This window comes from Streptomyces sp. MMG1121 (genome assembly GCF_001280015.1).
GTDB lineage: Bacteria > Actinomycetota > Actinomycetes > Streptomycetales > Streptomycetaceae > Streptomyces.
Map to the genome: position 1 here is coordinate 115,918 of NZ_LGDV01000191.1, position 20,242 is coordinate 136,159.

Sequence of the window (20,242 nt, forward strand, 5' to 3'; positions counted from 1 at the left end):
CCCCCAAAGTGAAACTTCGGGCCCAACAAGGAGAGCAGGGAACCCAGATGGCGGAGCTCACGATCCGGCCGGAGGAGATCCGGGACGCGCTGGAGAACTTCGTCCAGTCGTACAAGCCGGACGCGGCCTCGCGCGAGGAGGTCGGTACGGTCACCCTTGCCGGCGACGGCATCGCGAAGATCGAGGGTCTTCCCTCGGCCATGGCCAACGAACTGCTGAAGTTCGAGGACGGCACCCTCGGCCTCGCCCTCAACCTCGAGGAGCGCGAGATCGGTGCCATCGTCCTCGGTGAGTTCAGCGGCATCGAGGAGGGTCAGCCGGTCACGCGCACCGGTGAGGTCCTCTCCGTCGCGGTCGGCGAGGGCTACCTCGGCCGCGTTGTCGACCCGCTCGGCAACCCGATCGACGGCCTCGGCGAGATCGAGACGTCCGGCCGCCGCGCCCTTGAGCTGCAGGCCCCCACGGTCATGCAGCGCAAGTCGGTGCACGAGCCGATGGAGACGGGCTACAAGGCCGTCGACGCGATGACCCCGATCGGCCGTGGTCAGCGTCAGCTGATCATCGGTGACCGCCAGACCGGCAAGACCGCCCTGGCCGTCGACACGATCATCAACCAGCGTGACAACTGGCGCACCGGCGACCCGAAGAAGCAGGTCCGCTGCATCTACGTCGCCATCGGCCAGAAGGGCTCCACCATCGCGGGCGTGCGCCGCTCGCTGGAGGAGAACGGCGCCCTGGAGTACACGACCATCGTCGCCGCCCCGGCGTCCGACCCGGCCGGCTTCAAGTACCTTGCGCCGTACACCGGTTCGGCCATCGGCCAGCAGTGGATGTACGAGGGCAAGCACGTCCTCATCATCTTCGACGACCTCTCGAAGCAGGCCGACGCCTACCGCGCCGTGTCCCTGCTGCTGCGCCGCCCGCCGGGCCGTGAGGCCTACCCGGGTGACGTCTTCTACCTGCACTCCCGTCTGCTGGAGCGCTGCGCCAAGCTCTCCGACGACATGGGTGCCGGTTCGATGACCGGTCTGCCGATCGTCGAGACCAAGGCCAACGACGTCTCGGCGTTCATCCCGACCAACGTCATCTCCATCACCGACGGCCAGTGCTTCCTGGAGTCGGACCTGTTCAACGCCGGTCAGCGCCCCGCGCTGAACGTCGGTATCTCCGTCTCCCGAGTCGGTGGTTCCGCGCAGCACAAGGCGATGCGCCAGGTCTCCGGCCGTCTGCGGGTCGACCTCGCCCAGTTCCGTGAGCTGGAGGCGTTCGCCGCCTTCGGTTCCGACCTGGACGCGGCCTCGAAGGCGCAGCTGGAGCGCGGTCAGCGCATGGTCGAGCTGCTGAAGCAGGACCAGTACCAGCCCATGGCCACCGAGGACCAGGTCGTCTCCGTCTGGGCCGGCACCAACGGCCGCATGGACGAGGTCCCGGTCGTGGACATCCGCCGCTTCGAGAAGGAACTGATCGACTTCCTGCACCGGAAGCACCAGGGCCTGATGACCTCCATCAAGGAGGGCGCCAAGATGTCGAACGACACGATCCAGGCGATCGACGACGCGGTGGCCGAGTTCAAGAAGCAGTTCGAGACCTCGGACGGCAAGCTGCTCGGCGAGGACACCCCCGCCACCGCCAAGTGACGTAAGGAAGGGACCTGACTCATGGGAGCCCAGCTCCGGGTCTACAAGCGTCGCATCCGATCCGTCACCGCGACCAAGAAGATCACCAAGGCGATGGAGATGATCGCCGCCTCGCGCGTCGTCAAGGCGCAGCGCAAGGTGGCGGCCTCCACGCCGTACGCGACCGAGCTGACGCGTGCGGTCACGGCGGTCGGTACGGGTTCGAACACCAAGCACCCGCTCACCACGGAGACGGAGAACCCGACCCGTGCCGCGGTCCTGCTCCTCACGAGCGACCGCGGTCTGGCCGGCGCCTTCAACTCCAACGCCATCAAGGCGGCGGAGCAGCTGACCGAGCGCCTGGAGCGCGAGGGCAAGCAGGTCGACACGTACATCGTCGGCCGGCGCGGTGTCGCCCACTACAACTTCCGTGAGCGCACCATCGCGGAGTCGTGGACGGGCTTCACGGACGAGCCGACGTACGCGGACGCCAAGAAGGTCGCGGCGCCCCTGATCGAGGCCATCGAGCAGGACACGGCCGAGGGCGGCGTGGACGAACTCCACATCGTCTTCACCGAGTTCGTCTCGATGATGACGCAGTCGGCGCTGGACGCCCGGCTCCTTCCGCTGCGTCTCGAAGAGGTCGCGCAGGAGACCGCCGCACAAGGCGAGATCCTGCCGCTGTACGACTTCGAGCCCTCGGCGGAGGACGTCCTCGACGCCCTGCTGCCGCGCTACGTGGAGAGCCGCATCTACAACGCGCTGCTCCAGTCGGCCGCTTCGAAGCACGCCGCCACGCGGCGCGCGATGAAGTCGGCCACCGACAACGCGGGCGAGCTGATCAACACGCTCTCCCGTCTTGCCAACGCGGCCCGCCAGGCCGAAATCACCCAGGAAATCAGCGAGATCGTCGGTGGCGCCAGCGCCCTCGCCGACGCGACCGCGGGGAGTGACCGATAATGACCACCACTGTTGAGACCGCGACGGCTACGGGCCGCGTCGCCCGGGTCATCGGCCCGGTCGTCGACGTGGAGTTCCCCGTCGACGCGATGCCGGACATCTACAACGCCCTTCACGTCGAGGTGGCCGACCCGGCCAACGCCGGCGAGAAGAAGACGCTGACCCTGGAGGTCGCCCAGCACCTGGGTGACGGCCTGGTCCGCACCATCTCCATGCAGCCCACCGACGGTCTGGTCCGCCAGGCCGCGGTGACCGACACCGGCGACGCCATCACGGTGCCCGTCGGTGACTTCACCAAGGGCAAGGTGTTCAACACCCTCGGTGAGGTGCTGAACGTCGACGAGCAGTACGACGGCGAGCGCTGGGGCATCCACCGCAAGGCCCCGAACTTCGACGAGCTCGAGTCGAAGACCGAGATGTTCGAGACGGGCGTCAAGGTCATCGACCTGCTCACCCCGTACGTCAAGGGCGGCAAGATCGGCCTGTTCGGCGGTGCCGGCGTCGGCAAGACGGTGCTCATCCAGGAGATGATCTACCGTGTCGCCAACAACCACGACGGTGTCTCCGTGTTCGCCGGTGTCGGTGAGCGCACTCGTGAGGGCAACGACCTCATCGAGGAAATGAGCGACTCGGGCGTCATCGACAAGACCGCGCTGGTCTTCGGTCAGATGGACGAGCCCCCGGGCACCCGTCTGCGCGTCGCGCTGGCCGGCCTCACCATGGCCGAGTACTTCCGTGACGTCCAGAAGCAGGACGTGCTGTTCTTCATCGACAACATCTTCCGCTTCACGCAGGCCGGTTCCGAGGTCTCCACGCTGCTCGGCCGTATGCCGTCCGCGGTGGGTTACCAGCCCAACCTGGCCGACGAGATGGGTCTCCTCCAGGAGCGCATCACCTCGACCCGCGGTCACTCGATCACCTCGATGCAGGCGATCTACGTCCCCGCCGACGACCTGACCGACCCGGCCCCGGCGACCACCTTCGCCCACCTCGACGCGACGACGGTTCTCTCCCGTCCGATCTCCGAGAAGGGCATCTACCCGGCCGTGGACCCGCTGGACTCGACGTCCCGGATCCTGGACCCGCGCTACATCGCGCAGGACCACTACAACGCGGCCATGCGCGTGAAGAACATCCTGCAGAAGTACAAGGACCTGCAGGACATCATCGCGATCCTCGGTATCGACGAGCTCGGCGAGGAGGACAAGCTCGTCGTCCACCGTGCCCGTCGCGTGGAGCGCTTCCTGTCCCAGAACACCCACGTCGCCAAGCAGTTCACCGGCGTGGACGGTTCGGACGTCCCGCTGGACGAGACGATCGCGGCGTTCAACGCGATCTGCGACGGCGAGTACGACCACTTCCCGGAGCAGGCGTTCTTCATGTGCGGTGGCCTGGAGGACCTCAAGGCCAACGCCAAGGAGCTGGGCGTCTCCTGAGCCTCGTGCTCGTGTGAGGGGGCGGGCGCGTCCCGCCCCCTCTGCCACGCCCATTAGAATTGACCCCAACACCCGGCGCCCCTGCCGGGTGGTGACCCGAGGAGCCAACCTTGGCTGCTGAGCTGCACGTCGAGCTGGTCGCCGCCGACCGCCAGGTCTGGTCCGGCGAGGCCACCCTGGTCGTCGCGCGCACCACGTCCGGCGACATCGGCGTCATGCCCGGTCACCAGCCGCTGCTCGGTGTGCTGGAGTCGGGCCCGGTGACCATCCGTACGAGTGATGGTGGAACGGTCGTCGCCGCGGTGCACGGCGGTTTCGTCTCGTTCGCGGACAACAAGCTGTCGTTGCTGGCCGAGATCGCCGAGCTGTCGGACGAGATCGATGTCCAGCGCACGGAGCGGGAGCTGGAGCGCGCGAAGGCGGAGGGCGATGCCGCCGCCGAGCGTCGCGCAGACGTCCGCCTGCGTGCGGCGGCCGCGAGCTGACCCAGCACGCGGCGGTATGACGTCACTCAGCCGCGGTCGGCCCGGAGCAATCCGGTGCCGGTCGCGGCTGAGGCAGATGTGGGTGTTTTTTCCGTTTCATTACTCAGTTTCAGAAGCAGTTCCTAGGAGACGAGGAGGTCGGTGCCGATGGTCCTCGCTCTGACTGTGTGCGGGATCGTGGTCGCGCTCGTGGTGGTGGGACTGTTCCTGTTCGGGTTGCGCCGCAGACTGATCCAGCGTTCCGGCGGCACCTTCGACTGTTCCCTGCGCTGGGACGTGGCCGAGAAACCGGACGCGAACGGCAAGGGCTGGAGCTACGGCGTCGCCCGCTACAACGGCGACCGCATCGAGTGGTACCGCGTCTTCTCCTACGCCGTCCGCCCGCGCCGCACCCTGGAGCGCGCCGCCATCGAGGTGGCCGGGCGCCGGCTGCCCGAGGGCGAGGAGGAGCTGGCGCTGCTCTCCGACGCGGTGGTCCTCGCCTGTACGCATCGGGGCACCCGCCTCGAACTCGCCATGAGCGAAGACGCGCTGACCGGATTTCTCGCGTGGCTGGAGGCAGCCCCGCCCGGACAGCGCGTCAATGTCGCTTAAAGGGTCTACAGGTTGCTGCTGATGGCGTTCACCAGTTCACCGTCGCTGGTGTCGCCGCTGAACTCCCAGAAGAACGCGCCGCCGAGCCCCTGGGACTTGGCCCAGCTCATCTTTCCGGCGATCGTCGACGGGGTGTCGTAGGACCACCAGTTGCTGCCGCAGTGCGCGTACGCCGTGCCGGCGATGGTGCCGGTGACCGGGCAGGACGTCTTGAGCACCTTGTAGTCCTCGATGCCCTGCTCGTAGGTGCCGGCCGCCGGGCCCGTGGCCGTGCCGCCCGGGGCGTCCTGGGTGACGCCGGTCCAGCCGCGGCCGTAGAGGCCGATGCCGATGAGCAGCTTGCTCGCGGGGACGCCGATCGACTTGTACTTGGCGATCGCGTCGGCGGTGGTGAAGCCCGCCTTGGGGATGCCGGAGTACGAGGTGAGCGGGGAGTGCGGGGCGGTCGGGCCCTGCGCGTCCCAGGCGCCGAAGAAGTCGTACGTCATCACGTTGTACCAGTCGACGGAAGCGGCGGCGCCCGCGTAGTCCGCGGCCTCGATCTTGCCGCCGGAGGAGCCGTCGGCGGTGACCGCGGCCGTGACCAGCTTGCTCGTGCCGAACTTGGCGCGCAGCGCGGCCATCACGTTCTTGAAGGCCGCCGCCCCGCTGGTGTCGCAGGACAGGCCGCAGGCGTTCGGGTACTCCCAGTCGATGTCGATGCCGTCGAAGACGTCGGCCCAGCGCGGGTCGTTGACCAGGTTGTAGCAGGAGTCGGCGAAGGCGGTGGGGTTGGCCGCCGCCTGGGCGAAGCCGCCGGACCAGGTCCAGCCGCCGAAGGACCACAGCACCTTGAGGTTCGGGTACTTGGCCTTCAGCTCGCGCAGTTGGTTGAAGTTGCCGGCCAGCGGCTGGTCCCAGGTGTCCGCGGCGCCGCTGACAGACTGGTCGGCGGTGAACGTCTTCTGGTAGTCGGCGTAGGCGTCGCCGATCGCGCACTGCCCGTTGGTGACGTTGCCGAAGGCGTAGTTGATGTGGGTGATCTTCGCGGCCGAGCCGGACGTCACGAGGTTCTTGACGTTGTAGTTGCGGCCGTAGATGCCCCACTCGGTGAAGTAGCCGAGCTTGACCTTGTCACTGGTGGTCGGGGGAGTGGTGCCTCCGCCGCCGGTGGTGTGCACCGCGACCGCCGTGCTGACCGGGCCGGTCTGGCCGGCGGTGTCCCGGGCCTGCACGCTGTAGGAGTAGTCGGTGCCGGCGTTCAGGCCGGTGTCCGTGTACGACGTGGTCGTCACCGTGGAGACGACCTTGCCGTCGCGCAGGACGTCGTAGTTCTTGACGCCCTTGTCGTCGGTGGCCGCGCTCCAGTCGAGCTTGACCGAGGTGTCGGTGACGGCGGAGGCGGTCGGGGTGCCGGGGGCGCTCGGGGCCGCGTCACCGGGGGCCGTCGTACCGTCGCAACTGTCGCCGTTCAGCTTGCAGTCGGTCGGGGAGCCGGGGCCCGCGCCGTTGAAGCCGAAGGAGACCGAGGCGCCGGGGGCGAGGGTGCCGTTGTAGGACTTGTTCTTCGCGGTCCAGTGGTTGGCGGAGTTCGTGACGTCCGCGTCCCAGGCGGAGCTGACGGACGTGCCCGAGGGGAAGTCCCACTCCACGGTCCAGGAACTGATGCTGCTGGTACCGGTGTTCTTGATGGTCCACTGGCCGCCGAAGCCGGTGCCCCAGTCGCTGGTCTTGGTGAAGCTGGCCGTCGCGTCGGTCGTCGCCGCGTGGGCGGGGTCCGCGAGACCGACCAGACCGGCCAGGGGGAGCAGCAGGGTCGCGAGTCCTGCCGCGGCTCTGTGTCTGAAGCGCATGGTGCGCCTCCTCGATATGGGGAATGTAAGGGGTGTCGTGGGCATGACTGAGCCTTCAGCCCACGGTGCTGCGAGAGTAGAAAGGTCTGGACCACGGGTCAATAGGTCTGGACCAGTTCGACGGTGGCTCCGGTGGCCCTCGCTAGATCCCCAACTCCTGCGCCAGCACGGCCGCTTGGACCCGGCTGCGCAGCTCCAGCTTGCCCAGCAGGCGGCTGACGTGGGTCTTCACCGTGCCTTCCGCCATCTGCAGCCGCTCGGCGATCGCCGCGTTCGACAGCCCCTCGCCGATGCAGGACAGCACCTCGCGCTCGCGTGGGGTCAGGGTGTCCAGCACGGCCGGGTCGGCCTTCGACTCGCGCACCGGCCTGGCGGCGAACTCGGCGATCAGCCGCCGGGTGACCGCCGGGGCGACGATCCCCTCTCCGCGCGCCACCGTCCGCACCGCCTCCAGCAGATCCCGAGCCTCGGTGTTCTTCAGCAGGAACCCGGCCGCCCCCGCCCGCAGCGCGCCGAACACGTACTCGTCCAGGTCGAAGGTGGTCAGCACGAGCACGTCCGCGAGCTGCTCGGCGACGATGGCCCGGGTCGCCGACACCCCGTCCAGGCGCGGCATCTGCACATCCATCAGGACCAGATCCGGCCCCAGCTCCCGGGCCAGCTCCACCGCCCGCTCGCCGTCCGCCGCCTCCCCGACCACCTCGATGTCGGGCGCGCTGCGCAGGATCAGCACGAGCCCGGCACGCACGGCGGACTGGTCCTCGGCGACGAGGACCCGGATGGCGGGGGTCATACGGGGTCTCCTTGGTCGAACGCCGGAGCGTCTTCGGTGGTGAGGGTGTGCGGGGCGGGGGTCATGCGGGGGCTTCCCGGTCGAGCGGCAGGGCCGCTCGTACGGACCACCGGCCGCCTCCCGGGCCCGGTCCGGCCTCGAAGGTGCCGCCGAGCAGTGCGGCCCGCTCCCGCATTCCGGCCAGCCCGGAGCCCGATCCGGGGGCGCGCGGGCTGTCGCCGGGCCGGTAGGCGCTGGTCACCCGGATGTGCAAGGTGCTCTCCTCCTGCCGCAGTGTGACGTCGACGGGCCCCTCGGCCGCGTGCTTGAGCGCGTTGGTCAGCGACTCCTGCACGATCCGGTAGGCGGCCAGCTCGACCGGCGCGGGCACCCGGCCGTGGCCGTCCTCCAGCCGGACGTCCAGGCCGTTGGCGCGGGCGCCCTTGACGAGGGTGGCGAGACCGTCCAGTGTCGGCGTCGCGGCCGGCTCCAGATCGCCGCTGCTGTCCCGGAGGATACCGATCAGCCGGCGCATCTCGGACAGCCCCTCCACGCTGTTCTCCCGGATCACGGCGAGCGCGTCCCGGGAGGTCCGCGGATCGTCCAGTGACAGCGCGGCCGTGGAGTGAATGGCGATCGCGGACAGGTGGTTGGCGACCATGTCGTGCAACTCACGTGCCATCCGCGCCCGTTCGGCGGTGACCGCCTGCGTGCGGTCCATCTCGGCCAGCAGGGCGGTCTGTTCGGCGCGCAGCCGGGCCGTCTCGGCGGCGTCGCGGTGGTTGCGCACCACCCACCCGGTCGCGGCCGGCGCGAACGCGACCACGCCGATCCCCACGCCGATCAGCAGACCTTGGGGATCGCGCCACAGCGCGGCGGGCACGACGCCACCGAGGACCGTCAGCATCCCGGTGACCCAGGGGATACGCCGGGCCGAGCCGGGGCTGCCGTACAGGACGGCCGCGTACATGAGGTCGGTGTACATGACGATGGTGACGACGTTGCCCAGGGTCACCGTGTCCAGGGTCACCGCGAGCGTGCCGACGGCCAGGCCGAGACGGGGCCGGGAGCGGCGCAGCGGCTCGCACGCGGCGATCGCCAGCAGCGGCAGCAGCGGGGCCCAGGGCGCGTGCCACTGCACCAGCGGGTCCGAGGGCACGCGCGGATGGATCCCGAGCGTCCACAGCACCACCCCGCCGAGCAGTCCGCCCAGGGCGATGCGCAGATCGTCACGGTGGGGGCGGGGGAGTGCGCGTGCCATGCCTCCATCCAACACGCTCGCCACCAGGCTCGCGTGCTCCTCGGGAAGGGTCCCGAACTGCAACTTTCGCTTACGCCGACGTCGCCCGCGACGCCGACGAAATCGGACGGAGCGGCGGCGAGCCTGGAAGGGCGAAGGGAAGGAGCGAGCCGTGATCGTCGGGTTGATCATCGCCTGTGAAGTGGCGTTCTGGGTCCTGCTGGCCGCCGGGCTGGCCGTCCGCTATCTGCTGAAGTGGCGCCGTACCAGCGTGGCGCTGCTGCTGTGCGAACCGCTGCTGGAGGTGGTGCTGTTCGTCGCGACGGCCGTCGACCTCCGAAACGGCGCCGAGCCGAGCTGGGAACACGGACTGGCCGCGCTCTACATCGGCTTCACCGTCGGCTACGGCCATTACACGATCCGCTGGCTGGACGGCCACGCGGCCCACCGCCTCGCCGGTGCGCCCCGGCCCCCGAAACCGCCCAGGTACGGCCTCGCGCGCGCCAGGCACGAGGGACGCCTGTGGCTGCGCACGGTCCTGGCCGCCGCCGTGGCCCTCGTCCTGCTCCAGGCGGCGGTCTGGTACGTCGGCGACGGCGACGGCACCGGACCGCTGCGGTCCTGGCAGTGGGCCGCGCTGCGGGTCGTCGCGATCCACGGCGTCATCGCCCTGACCTATCTGCTGTGGCCCAAGAAGCCGCCGACCGGCCCTGCCGCCCGCTCGACGGAGGGCCGTACGCTGACCGGGCGATGAGGAGAACGTATGAGTGACACAGCGGGTGCCGGTGCGGTACTGGTCGTCGACGACGACGCGGCGATCCGGCGCTCGCTGGAACGCGGCCTCAGGCTCAGCGGCTTCGAGGTGCGGATCGCCGCCGACGGGCCCGGGGCACTGGCCGCGATCCGGGACGCCCCGCCCGACGTGCTCGTCCTCGACGTGTCGATGCCCGGTATGAGCGGCATCGAGGTGTGCACCCGGCTCCGCGACGCCGGCCGGGACCTGCCCGTGCTCATGCTCTCCGCGCTGGACGAGACCGCCGATCGCATCGCCGGACTCCAGGCGGGCGGCGACGACTACCTGGTCAAGCCCTTCGCCCTGCAGGAACTGGTGCTCCGGCTGCGCGCCCTGCTGCGCCGCCGCCCGCCGGCCGACAGCGGCCGTACGGAGCTGCTGCGCGCGGCGGGCCTGGTGATCGACCCGGCCGCCCGCACCGCCGAGCGCGACGGCACCCCGCTGGACCTGACCCGGCGCGAGTTCGAGCTGCTGGAGGTGCTCGCCCGCAACGCCGGGCTGGTCCTCACCCGTGACCAGCTGCTGGAACGGGTGTGGGGCTACGACTTCGACGTGCGCACCGACACCGTCGACACCTTCGTCAGCTATCTGCGGCGCAAACTGGAGGCCCAGAACCCGGCCCGGCTGATCCACACCGTCCGGGGCGTCGGCTTCGTCCTGAAGGAACCACGGGACCTGAAGGAACCACGGGACGCACAGGACACGCCGTGAGACTCTCCACCCGTATCGGCCTGGCCGTCGGCTGCACCGTCCCGCTGCTGGTGCTGGCCGGCGGCTGGCTGCTGCTGCACCTGGTCGCGGGAGATCTGCACCGGGCCGAGGACCAGCATCTGCGCCAGCGGGCGACGGCCGTCGCGCCGGACGCCCGGGCCCTGCTGCGGGCCGCCGCGAACGGCCGCGCCAAGGCCGCCGACACCCGGCAACGGCAGCTGTTCGACTCGGCCCTCGACGTCGGCGTACGCGTGGTCGCCCCGGGCGTGACCTTCAGCGGCGGCCCCCAGCCCGCCCCCTCGGTGGCGCTGCCCGACCGCACCTCCGGGTTCGTCACCGTCCGCGGCGGCGGGCGCAGCTGGCGGGCCCTGGCCCGGCCGGTGCGGACCACCACCGGCTCCGGCACGCTGTGGCTCTTCTCGCCCGACACCGCCGCCCGCACCCAGGTGGGGCTCGTACGCCGCCGGGTGATCGGCACCGCGCTGCTCGCCGCCCCCCTGTCCGGGCTGCTCGCCTGGGGCCTGGCCGCCGGGGCGAGCGCACCACTGCGCCGGCTCACCCGCCGTACCGCCGGACTCGACCCGCGCACCAGCACGGCCCGGCCGCCCGAGGAGCGGACCGGGGTGCGCGAGGTCGACGAGCTGGCCGCGACGCTGCGCACCGTCCTCGCCCGCTACGACGAGCAGGCCGCCCGCACGGGGCAGGCCCTGGACACCGCCCGCTCCTTCTCGGCGGCCGCCGCGCACGAACTGCGCACCCCGCTGATGAGCATCGGCACCAACCTCGACATCCTCACCGCCCACCCCGGCCTGCCCGCGGCGGACCGCACCGAGGTCCTGGCCGACCTGCACCGCGAACACGCCCGGCTGCTCGGGCTGCTGGTGATGCTGCGGGACCTGGGGCGCGGCGATCTGGTGGAGGCGGAGGCGTTCCGGGGCGTCGACCTCGCCGAGGTCGCCGACGCGGCCGTGGCCGACGCCCGGCGCCGCGCCCCCGATGCCGGGATCACCCTGGACGCGGCACCCGGGCTCACCGTGCACGGCTGGGAGGCGGGCCTGCGGCTGCTGCTCGACAACCTGCTGGCCAACGCCCTGGCCCATGGCCGGGACCGGGCGGGCCGGGCCGTGGTGCGGGTCGGCGTGACGGGCGGCGCTCCGGGCGAGGTCCTGATCACCGTGGACGACCACGGGCCCGGCGTCCCGGCCGCCGCCCGCGCCCGGATCTTCGAGCGCTTCCAACGAGGCGCGGACAGCGCCGGCTCCGGGCTCGGCCTCACCCTCGTCGCCCAGCAGGCGGCACTGCACCGGGGGAGCGCGACGGTGACGGACGGCCCGGACGGGGTGGGAGCCCGCTTCGAGGTACGGCTGCCCTCGGACGGCGGTGGACTGCCCGGCCGACGGGACTGGCTGATCGGCACAGCCGGGGCAAACCGGTCACAGAGTTTCCCCAAAGAACCTGCCTAGCCTCCGTCGCGAGGGACGGCCTGCCGAGGTCGCCCGGGAAGTGAACGGAGAGGCAGATGAACGTACGACGACGGACGCGCACGCTCCTCGCGGGGCTCGCCGTGACGGCCGTCCTGGCGGGTACGGCGGGGACGGCGGCCGCGGCCGACAGCACCCCCAGGCCGGCGCCCACCGGCGACGGCGCGCAGGCGCTGTGCAAGCGGGTGCCCAAGCTCGACCGCCGGATCGAGCGGGCCCTGAAGCGGCTCGACGCGGGGGCCGGCCGGCGCGGTTCGGTCGCCCGGCTGCAGCAGCGCGTGGACAACGCGAAGAAGGCGGGCCACACCCAGATCGCCACCTACCTCCAGGACCGGCTGAACCACCGCAAGTCGCTGGTGACGGACCTGCAGCAGCGGCAGAAGGACCTCACCGGCGTCTCGGCCTGGTGCAAGGACAACGGCGGGGCCAAGGCGGCGAGCTGATGCGGGCCCGCCCTGCCGTGCTCCCGGGGGTGGCGCTGCTCGTGGCGCTCACCGCGGGCTGCGCGCACCACGACGGAGCGTCCCCGAAGACACCGGCTGCCACCGGCGCACCCTCCGGCACGCCCTCGGGGTACGCGCAGATGAAGCAGAAGGTCGACGCGGCCCAGTCCGCGGCCGCGGCGGCGGACCGGGACGCGACGAGCGACGTGGACAAATGACCGGGTGGGGGGCGCCGTCAGCGCTCCCCACCCGGCACCCACAGCACGTCCCCGGTGTCCTTGTTGGCCGTCCGGGCCAGAATGAACAGCAGGTCGGAGAGGCGGTTGAGGTAGGTCGCCGTCAGTGGGTTCATCGTTTCGCCGTGCGCCTCCAGGGCCGCCCAGGTGGAGCGCTCGGCCCGGCGTACGACCGTGCAGGCCTGGTGCAGCAGGGCCGCGCCCGGGGTGCCGCCCGGGAGGATGAAGGACCGCAGCTTCTCCAGCCGCTCGTTGAAGCGGTCGCAGTCCGCCTCCAGCCTGTCGATGTAGAACTGCTCCACCCGCAGCGGCGGGTACTGCGGGTTCTCCGCCACCGGCGTCGACAGGTCCGCGCCCACGTCGAACAGGTCGTTCTGCACGCGGGTGAGGACCTGCACGACCTCCGTGTCCAGGCCGCCCAGCGCGATCGCGGTGCCGATCACCGCGTTGGCCTCGTTGGCGTCGGCGTAGGCCGAGATCCTGAGGTCGGTCTTGGCGACCCGGCTCATGTCACCGAGTGCGGTGCTGCCCCGGTCGCCGGTCCGGGTGTAGATACGCGTCAGATTGACCATGTGGCCAGCCTAGTTACGCTCCGGCCGTCCGGAACACCCGTGTGCCCACCGTCACGGCCAGCGCCGCGAAGCCCACGGCGACGAGGACGCCGCAGAGCATGTGTGCCGTGGCGTACTGGCCGGTGTAGGCGTCGCGCACCGCGTCCACCAGATAGCGGAACGGGACGAAGTGCGAGAGCACGTCCAGCCAGGTGGGGGCCAGGGCCATCGGGAGCATCAGGCCGGACAGCAGCATCGACGGCATCGACACCATGTTGACCAGGGGGCCGAACTCCTGCGGGGTGCGCGCCAGCATGCCCATCGCGTACGACAGCGAGGCCAGCGACAGCGTGAGCAGGGCGACGAACGCGAAACCGATCAGGATGCCCGCGAGCGGCGCCCGCAGTCCCATCACCAGCGCGGCCAGCACCAGCAGCACCGCCTGGAAGACGAAGACCGTGGCGTCGCGCAGCACCCGGCCGAGCAGCAGCGCGAGCCGGCTGACCGGGGTCACCCGCATCCGCTCCAGCACTCCCTGCCCCTTCTCGATGATGACCGTGAACCCCGCGAACAGGGCGCCGAACAGGCCGAGTTGGAGTAGCAGCCCTGGGACGAGGACCTGCCAGGAGCTGCCGGTGCCGCCCAGCGGGAGACGGGTGAGGAGCGGGCCGAAGAAGAGGAGATAGAGCAGCGGGGTGAGCACGCCGAAGAGCAGCGCGAAGCGGGAACGCAGGGACTGGCGCAGGTAACGGCCGTAGATGAGGGCCGTGTCGTGAAGCAGCATCTCTGGGGATCCCTGGCTAGACGGCTACGGGGGCGGTGTCGGCCGGGGCGGGCCCGCGGCCGGTGACGGCGAGGAAGGTGTCCTGGAGGGTGGCGTCGAGCGAGCCGCCGTAGCGCAGTTTCAGCGCGCCCGGCGTGCCTTCTGCGGCGACCGTGCCCCGGTCGACGATCACCAGGCGGTCGGCGAGGGCATCGGCCTCGTCCAGGTAGTGGGTGGTCAGAAACACGGTCGTGCCGTGCTCGTCGCGCAGCCGGCGGACCAGCTCCCACAGGTCGGCCCGGCTGCCGGGGTCGAGGCCGGTCGTCGGTTCGTCCAGGAACAGCACCTTGGGGCGGTGCGTGAGGGCCATCGCGATGTCGAGGCGGCGGCGCTGGCCGCCGGACAGGGCGCCGGTCTTGCGGTCGAGGAACCCGTCGAGGTCCAGGTCCCGGGCCAGCTCGTCGGCCCGCTCGGCCGCCTCGGCCCTCGTCAGCCGGTACATCCGCCCTTGGGTGACCAGCTCCTCCCGCATGGTGATCTGCGGATCGACCCCGCCGGACTGGGCGACGTACCCGCTGACCGCGCGCACCCCCGCCGGATCGGACGCCAGATCGTGCCCGGCGACGGTGGCCGCGCCGCCGGTCGGCTTCAGCAGGGTGGTGAGCATCCGCAGGGTGGTCGTCTTGCCGGCGCCGTTGGGGCCCAGGAAGCCGAGGATCTCGCCCTCCCGGACGGCGAGGTCGATACCGCGCACGGCCTCCACGGGGCCGGCTTTGGTCTGGAAGGTGCGGGCGAGGCCCGCCGCGCTGATGACTGCTGCCATGCACACAGAAAAACAGAGTCCCTGAAATTTTGCAATGACTCCAAGTTTTCAATGGTCCCAGCGAAGCTAGGATGCGGACATGGCTGAGGGACTCAGGGAGCGGAAGAAGCGGCAGACCAGGCAGTACATCTCGGATGTGGCCACGGGCCTGTTCGTCGAGCGCGGCTTCGACGCGGTGACGGTCGCGGAGATCGCCGACGCCGCCAACGTCTCCGTCAACACCGTCTACAACTACTTCCCCGCCAAGGAAGACCTCTTCCTCGACCGCTCCTCCGGCGTGATCGACCGCCTCGCCCGCTGGGTCCGGGGCAGGCCCGAGGGCGAGTCCGCCGCCGCCGCCGTCCTGCGCGAGCTGCGCGAGGAGGTCGAGGCGGTCTCCCCACGGGTCGGTCTGCTGTCCGGCTACGCGACGTTCATGAAGGTCATCGAGGCGGCACCCGCCCTGCGCTCCCGGCTGTGGGCCATCGCCCAGGAGGTCCAGGCCGGTCTGGAGCAGGCCCTGCGCGAGGAGACCGGAGCGGCCGAGGGCGACGATCTGCCCCACCTGATGGCGGGGCAGATCAGCTGGATCCACGGCACGGTCATCGGGGTCATCGGGCGCGAGATGGGCAAAGGCCGCGATCCGCGCGAGGTGTCACGCGAGGTACTCGCGCTGCTGGACGACATCGAGGACCTGCTCAGTGAGCAGGTCCTCGGGTATGCCGTGCGCGGGCGGGTCTAGCGGCCGCGGGGTGGGTCGGCCCGCGGGTCGCGCCGGGCGGTCAGTGGAACGTGCCGTAGTACCCGGTCAGGTCGGCCACCGGGCACGCGGCGGAGCCGATCAGGCAGGCGGCGCTGGCGTACTTGCGGGTGTAGACGTTGGTGACCCGGCCGCCGTTGTAGATGTAGATGTAGTGGTTCGGCATCAGGCGGTGGGTGCCGGAGTGGATCTCCCAGTTCCCGGACGTCGTCATGTGCATCTGGAGGGCGCCGTCGATCGCGCCCTTGACGGTGCCGAGGCCCTTGCAGAACGGGTTGGTGGCGTGCATGACCATCCGGATGTCGACGTAGTTCCCGCCGGACCCGAGCTTCTTGACGCTCATGTACTTGTCGGTCGCCTTCTTGGTGGCGATGAGCTTGTGGTCCGACTTGCGGTACACGTGGCTGGCCTGGACGTCCTTGTACCCGGCCAGGGACTTGTTCCGCCAGGTGATGACCGCGTTCAGCGCGGTGCGGTAACGGGAGTCCTTCCAGTTGAAGTTCGAGTGGTTGTCCCCTCCGAACTGGAACTTCGACCCGTAGTCACAGCCGCCGACCGGCGCGTCGATGTACTTCTGGGGGATGAACGCCACCCACGTCAGCGTCGTGGTCGAGGCCACTGCCGCCGCGTCGGCCCGCGACACCGCGCCCTTGCGCATCGCGGACAGTTCGGACTCGCCCTTGGCGACCGCCGGGACGGTGACCTTCATGCCCCAGGTGCGGGCTCCGGCGTGGTCCTTCTTGAGCTGCGGCACGATCCGGTAGTCGTACGTCGCCCCGCGCGTCACCTGGGTGTCGTGGAAGCTCGTGGCACCCGCGGGGAGGACCGAGACGGGCTTGTCGTCGCGGACGACCGTGTACTGGGCGTCCTTCGCGTACGACTTCCACGAGATGTCGACGAAGCCGGGGTTCGCCGCGGTGATGATGCCGTTGTCGGCCATGGAGCTGTCCACGACGGCGGTCTGTCCGGCCGGGGAGGTGCGGACGCTGAACCCCTGGCTCTTCAGGATCTTGCCGGCCGGGCTGTCGGCGTCGACCCCGGTGACGTCCCGGTACCCGCTCGCGGTGAGGCCGAACGACGCCTTCGTCCCGCTGTCGTGCCCGCCAGGGGTGCCCGAAGCGCTGGTGACCGTCGTGGCGAGCAGTGCAACGGGCAGCGCCGCCACAGCCGCGGCGCGCGGTATGGACCGTTGGATTCGCAAGGTTGTCCCCCGTCTGATCACAATGGGCTGGTCTGCCTGAGCGGCCGAACCTAGGCGCCAACTCCCGGTGCCACCACGTCCATTGGGGAGGTGGCCGAAAGGGCGATGTCCTTTGGGGCAGTGCTCTTCGGGGCAGTGGCCTTCGGGACGTCGCGAACCGGCCGAAGTCGCAGATACGTTCGACCCCGTTGATCGCCAACGGGAGGAACGTGATGGGTGCTCAGACTGTGGCAAAGGCCGCTGCCGCCATGACGCTGGCCGGTGCGCTGGCCGTGGGTGCGGGTGCCGAGGCGTTCGCGAGCAGTGCGAACTGGATGGGCTCGTGGACCACGAACGGCAACGGTTCCGGCCAGAAGACCGGGTCCCACTCCGTGTCGAAGGGCCAGCACTTCCTGCACTTCGGCGTCAAGGGGAATGGCGCGCGCAGCTTCACGGCGACGGTCTACAAGGAGGCGCCCGGTAAGGACCCGGCGATCCAGACCGTGACGGGCAAGGACAAGAACGTCGAGTACATGGCCCCGTGGAAGTCGTACTCGGCCGGCAAGTACTACGTCGTCTTCACGTACTCGGTGAAGGGGAAGAAGGCCTTCGGCGGCGTGCAGTAGCGCTCGCAAGTAGAGCCCTGTGCACGGGAGTTCAATGCCCGGTTGGCATACTCGGAGCATGAAGAAACGCGCTGTGCTGTCGATTGCCGTCTGCCTGGCGGCAGTCTCCGCCTGCCAGGCTTCCCCCGGCGAGAAGATCGAACCCGGCCAGCCCATTCCCGCCGCCCAGCGGCAGGCCGCGCCCGACCTCGAAGGGGCCAGCCTCGACGGCGCGCGGCTCCGGCTGGCCGACTACCGGGGCAAGGTCGTCGTGCTCAACGGGTGGGCGTCGTGGTGCGGCCCGTGCCGGGCCGAGGCTCCCGAACTCACCGCAGCGCAAAAGCACCTGGCCGCAAAGGGCGTTCAATTCTTCGGTCTGAACACGGATGCCGATTCGGCAAGCGGGCGGGCTTTCCAGAAGGAACACGGTCTGCCGTACCCGAGTCTTGCGGACCCCGGCGGCAAGCACGTGCTGAAGTTCCCGAGGGAAACAGTGCCGCTGACCGGTATTCCGTTCACTTTGGTCATCGACCGGTCCGGACACATCGCCGCGGTGAATCCCGGCACCATCACCGAGCGGGAGGTCACCGACATGGTCACCCCGCTCATCGGGGGGCGTACCGCGAGTCGGTGACATTCCGAGCACTGCGGGGCCTGGAACACATTCCCCTGTATTCCAGGCCCCGGCTCGGCTTCACCCGGTCAGGACAAGGCGACCCCTGCGCGCTGGTGCTGCGCACCAGGGGTGTTGCACGGTCTGCACTCCGGATCGGCGCACAGCAGATTGTGGGCGAGCACCGACAGCACCGCTGCCTCGAGCCGGGTGCTCTGGTCGAGCTTCATCACGATCCGCTGGATGTGCGCCTTCACGGTGCGCTCCGCGATTCCCAGTTTTCCTGCCAGTTCCCGGTTCCCCGCGCCTGTGCCCAGGTGGAGGAGGACCTCCTTCTCCCGGGCGGTCAGCAGGTTCACCTTCGCCACTTCGGCTGCCGGGTCTTTCCCGGCATGCCGGAACGGACAGGTCAGTCTCTCTGTGGTGCCCCGTATCACCAATGTCGTGGCGGTCCCTTCTGCCTTCGCGCTTCTCCAGCAGAGCCCCGTGCCCTGGATGCTGCAAAGGCCAGGCCAACGTACCGCAACGCACTGACATGGACACCGTCAAAAATCGAACGCCCCGCGCCTGACGCCGCCGGCGAACGACGACCGGGACTCGGCCGGGGACAGTGCCAGGTCACGCACCCTTCGCGCCGCATTGACGCGCCTCTCCGCGTGTGTGGCCAGCTGAGCATGCTGCGTATCCAGCCGTTCATGACCGCCGTGCGGCTTCTGTCAGAAGCGAGCTGACGCGGTCGGCGAAGCAGGGGCCCGGTACCGGTATCTCGACGCCGGGATGGCGGGCGTAGCCACGGGTCACGGCGTGGGCGACGTAGGTGGTGATGACGTCGGCCCGCCGGGGGCGCGGGCCCGGGGTGAGGCGGCTGAGGACCCGCAGGACCGTGGGGACGGACGCGTCGAACGTGCAGCTCACAGGCGGGCGGACGCCGGTCACGGGGATGGTGTCGTCGTCGGTCGTCGCGTCGAGCCCGGTCTGGTCGTACCAGAAGCCCGCCGCGTGCTCCTCGCCGCGCGCCCGGTGGTGCAACGAGAGGCAGTACGCGGCCGGGGCGTGTCCGGCGCCGGCCGCGTACTGCCACCAGAAGCGGGCGCCTTCGTCGATCCCGGCGACGTTCAGCGCGCAGCCCAGCAGCCAGGCGCCCTCGGGCTCGGGGAGCTGGTCGGTGAGGAAGTGGAGGGTGCCGGGGGCGAGCGCGCCGAGGAGCGAGTCGCACAGGGTGCGCAGGTCGCGGATCGCGGCCGGGTCGGCGGGACGGGCGCCGGCGACGCCGGTGGTGTCCTCCCCGTACCCGGGGTAGGCGCTGTCTTCGTAGGGGACGGTGTCGGCGGGGACGTCGGGGCGCCGGCGCAGCCGGGCGCGGGCGAGGAGGGTGTCTATGTCTGTCATGGCGGTAGGGGTCACTCCTGGATGCCGGCGCGGTGCAGCAGGTCTTCGAGGGCCGCGCGGGCGTGGTGGTCGACGGCGTGCGTGATGGCCGGGCTCAGACCGGTGACGTAGGGGATCGTTTCCTCCAGGTCCAGCCCGCACAGGTGCCTGAGCACGACCACGTCCATCTGGTCCTGGGGGAGGCGGGCTATGGCGTCGAAGAGATCCACCAGGTCGGTCATCACCACGAGACGGCCCGGCACGCTGTCGCTGACCTCGTCGGTGGAGAAGACGGCGGCGCGCAGATCGGGGCGGCCGTCGCGGTGGGCGGCCCGGGCGAGCACCCGGGAGCGCAGCAGGAGCCAGGCGTTGCGCCGGACGTTCTCGCTGCTCGCGACCGTGTTCCAGGACAGCCACAGGAGGTCGAAGGTCTCGCCCACCGACCAGCGGACGCGGTCCTCGGCCAGCAGGAAGGCACGGGCGTAGGCGGTGTAGGGCGCGTGCATCGTCTCGGTGAAGGCCTGGTGGGCCACGGGCGGGGACTCCGGTTCGCACGCCACCTGCTCGATGCAGTGATCGATCCACCACTGCCCCTTGCGGGCCTCGCGCGCCGCGGCGGTCCACAGCCGGCGCATCGGCCGCACGGGCAGACCGAGCGCGCGGATCACGCTGAAGGTGATCTCCCAGGCGGGGTAGTAGCCGTTGCCGCGCAGCAGTTCGCTGATCCGGGTCTTCGAATAGCCGGAGCGGTGGACCAGGTCGTCCAGGGTCAGACCGCTGGAGAAGACGTGGCTGCGCACCGGCTCCAGCCAGGCCCGGTGCGACAGTCCCGCCGCCGCGGAGATCGGGGCCGGCTTGCGGCCGCGCCTGCCGCCGGTCTCCATGGGGGCCGGCGGGTCGGCGTCGAGGGGTGAGTTCATCGGGGCGGCTCCTCGCCGGTGGTGGTGGCGGGGGGGGGGGTCGTGACGGGGGCCCGGGGGGGGGGGGTGGCGGGGGGCGGG

The 20,242-nt window shown here is 70.4% G+C and carries 23 protein-coding genes; 13 read left to right on the top strand and 10 right to left on the bottom strand.

The window, feature by feature from the left end; all coding sequences use genetic code 11:
* The first annotated feature begins 47 nt into the window (after positions 1-47).
* The 5 genes from atpA (at position 48) to ADK64_RS21480 (ending at position 5,091) form a co-directional block, all read left to right on the top strand.
* Positions 48-1,637: a F0F1 ATP synthase subunit alpha gene (gene atpA / locus ADK64_RS21460; protein WP_053661422.1), complete on the top strand. Its 1,590-nt coding sequence runs from the start codon at positions 48-50 to the stop codon at positions 1,635-1,637.
* Positions 1,638-1,658: 21 nt separating this feature from the next.
* Positions 1,659-2,576, top strand: a complete 918-nt coding sequence (locus ADK64_RS21465) for a F0F1 ATP synthase subunit gamma (RefSeq protein ID WP_053661424.1) — start codon at positions 1,659-1,661, stop codon at positions 2,574-2,576.
* Complete coding sequence (gene atpD / locus ADK64_RS21470; protein ID WP_053661426.1) at positions 2,576-4,012, top strand: F0F1 ATP synthase subunit beta; 1,437 nt, start codon at positions 2,576-2,578, stop codon at positions 4,010-4,012. Before ADK64_RS21465 ends, atpD begins: the two co-directional genes overlap by 1 nt.
* A gap of 110 nt (positions 4,013-4,122) precedes the next feature.
* Positions 4,123-4,497 (top strand): F0F1 ATP synthase subunit epsilon, encoded by a 375-nt coding sequence (locus ADK64_RS21475; protein ID WP_053661428.1) that lies wholly within the window; start codon positions 4,123-4,125, stop codon positions 4,495-4,497.
* A 147-nt stretch (positions 4,498-4,644) separates the two neighbouring features.
* Positions 4,645-5,091 carry a DUF2550 domain-containing protein gene (locus ADK64_RS21480; protein WP_053661431.1) on the top strand — a complete coding sequence of 149 codons (447 nt, stop codon included), beginning with the start codon at positions 4,645-4,647 and terminating at the stop codon, positions 5,089-5,091.
* A 5-nt stretch (positions 5,092-5,096) separates the two neighbouring features.
* Here ADK64_RS21480 and ADK64_RS21485 read toward each other — a convergent pair whose 3' ends face one another.
* From ADK64_RS21485 to ADK64_RS21495, 3 genes are all read right to left on the bottom strand, one after another.
* Positions 5,097-6,923, bottom strand: coding sequence for a glycoside hydrolase family 18 chitinase (locus tag ADK64_RS21485; RefSeq protein ID WP_053661433.1), 1,827 nt, complete (start codon positions 6,921-6,923; stop codon positions 5,097-5,099).
* Between the two features lie 142 nt (positions 6,924-7,065).
* On the bottom strand, positions 7,066-7,716 hold the full coding sequence (locus tag ADK64_RS21490) for a response regulator (protein ID WP_053661435.1): 651 nt from the start codon (positions 7,714-7,716) through the stop codon (positions 7,066-7,068).
* Between the two features lie 61 nt (positions 7,717-7,777).
* A complete protein-coding gene (locus ADK64_RS21495) occupies positions 7,778-8,956 on the bottom strand; it encodes a sensor histidine kinase (RefSeq protein WP_053661437.1) in 1,179 nt (392 codons plus the stop codon).
* A gap of 151 nt (positions 8,957-9,107) precedes the next feature.
* Between ADK64_RS21495 and ADK64_RS21500 the strand changes: the two genes are divergently transcribed.
* From ADK64_RS21500 to ADK64_RS21520, 5 genes are read left to right on the top strand one after another with little or no spacing between them, the layout of a single operon-like run.
* A complete protein-coding gene (locus ADK64_RS21500; protein WP_053661439.1) occupies positions 9,108-9,689 on the top strand; it encodes a hypothetical protein in 582 nt (193 codons plus the stop codon).
* Between the two features lie 9 nt (positions 9,690-9,698).
* Positions 9,699-10,439 carry a response regulator transcription factor gene (locus ADK64_RS21505; protein WP_053661442.1) on the top strand — a complete coding sequence of 247 codons (741 nt, stop codon included), beginning with the start codon at positions 9,699-9,701 and terminating at the stop codon, positions 10,437-10,439.
* Complete coding sequence (locus tag ADK64_RS48460; RefSeq protein WP_053661444.1) at positions 10,436-11,902, top strand: sensor histidine kinase; 1,467 nt, start codon at positions 10,436-10,438, stop codon at positions 11,900-11,902. Before ADK64_RS21505 ends, ADK64_RS48460 begins: the two co-directional genes overlap by 4 nt.
* A gap of 56 nt (positions 11,903-11,958) precedes the next feature.
* Positions 11,959-12,363, top strand: a complete 405-nt coding sequence (locus ADK64_RS21515) for a hypothetical protein (RefSeq protein ID WP_053661446.1) — start codon at positions 11,959-11,961, stop codon at positions 12,361-12,363.
* Positions 12,363-12,581, top strand: coding sequence for a hypothetical protein (locus ADK64_RS21520; RefSeq protein WP_053661449.1), 219 nt, complete (start codon positions 12,363-12,365; stop codon positions 12,579-12,581). Before ADK64_RS21515 ends, ADK64_RS21520 begins: the two co-directional genes overlap by 1 nt.
* Positions 12,582-12,598: 17 nt before the next feature.
* Here the strand turns inward: ADK64_RS21520 and ADK64_RS21525 are convergent, their stop codons facing one another.
* From ADK64_RS21525 to ADK64_RS21535, 3 genes are read right to left on the bottom strand one after another with little or no spacing between them, the layout of a single operon-like run.
* On the bottom strand, positions 12,599-13,171 hold the full coding sequence (locus ADK64_RS21525) for a cob(I)yrinic acid a,c-diamide adenosyltransferase (RefSeq protein ID WP_053661451.1): 573 nt from the start codon (positions 13,169-13,171) through the stop codon (positions 12,599-12,601).
* A gap of 13 nt (positions 13,172-13,184) precedes the next feature.
* Positions 13,185-13,934, bottom strand: a complete 750-nt coding sequence (locus ADK64_RS21530; protein WP_053661452.1) for an ABC transporter permease — start codon at positions 13,932-13,934, stop codon at positions 13,185-13,187.
* A 16-nt stretch (positions 13,935-13,950) separates the two neighbouring features.
* Entirely contained in the window at positions 13,951-14,736 is a 786-nt protein-coding gene (locus ADK64_RS21535) for an ABC transporter ATP-binding protein (protein ID WP_053661455.1), read from the bottom strand.
* Between the two features lie 79 nt (positions 14,737-14,815).
* On the opposite strand from ADK64_RS21535, the gene ADK64_RS21540 reads away from it, so the two are divergent.
* Positions 14,816-15,457, top strand: coding sequence for a TetR/AcrR family transcriptional regulator (locus tag ADK64_RS21540; RefSeq protein ID WP_053661456.1), 642 nt, complete (start codon positions 14,816-14,818; stop codon positions 15,455-15,457).
* Between the two features lie 40 nt (positions 15,458-15,497).
* Here ADK64_RS21540 and ADK64_RS21545 read toward each other — a convergent pair whose 3' ends face one another.
* Positions 15,498-16,676, bottom strand: coding sequence for a hypothetical protein (locus ADK64_RS21545; protein ID WP_234384665.1), 1,179 nt, complete (start codon positions 16,674-16,676; stop codon positions 15,498-15,500).
* Between the two features lie 212 nt (positions 16,677-16,888).
* Here ADK64_RS21545 and ADK64_RS21550 point away from each other — a divergent pair, with 212 nt between their 5' ends.
* A complete protein-coding gene (locus ADK64_RS21550) occupies positions 16,889-17,281 on the top strand; it encodes a hypothetical protein (RefSeq protein ID WP_159046312.1) in 393 nt (130 codons plus the stop codon).
* A 58-nt stretch (positions 17,282-17,339) separates the two neighbouring features.
* Complete coding sequence (locus tag ADK64_RS21555) at positions 17,340-17,894, top strand: TlpA family protein disulfide reductase (RefSeq protein WP_159046313.1); 555 nt, start codon at positions 17,340-17,342, stop codon at positions 17,892-17,894.
* A 68-nt stretch (positions 17,895-17,962) separates the two neighbouring features.
* Here ADK64_RS21555 and ADK64_RS21560 read toward each other — a convergent pair whose 3' ends face one another.
* From ADK64_RS21560 to ADK64_RS21570, 3 genes are all read right to left on the bottom strand, one after another.
* Positions 17,963-18,232 (bottom strand): response regulator transcription factor, encoded by a 270-nt coding sequence (locus tag ADK64_RS21560; protein ID WP_234384666.1) that lies wholly within the window; start codon positions 18,230-18,232, stop codon positions 17,963-17,965.
* Between the two features lie 334 nt (positions 18,233-18,566).
* Positions 18,567-19,262 carry a hypothetical protein gene (locus ADK64_RS21565; RefSeq protein WP_053661461.1) on the bottom strand — a complete coding sequence of 232 codons (696 nt, stop codon included), beginning with the start codon at positions 19,260-19,262 and terminating at the stop codon, positions 18,567-18,569.
* Positions 19,263-19,273: 11 nt separating this feature from the next.
* Positions 19,274-20,161, bottom strand: a complete 888-nt coding sequence (locus ADK64_RS21570; protein ID WP_053661462.1) for an RNA polymerase sigma factor — start codon at positions 20,159-20,161, stop codon at positions 19,274-19,276.
* Positions 20,162-20,242: the final 81 nt, after the last annotated feature.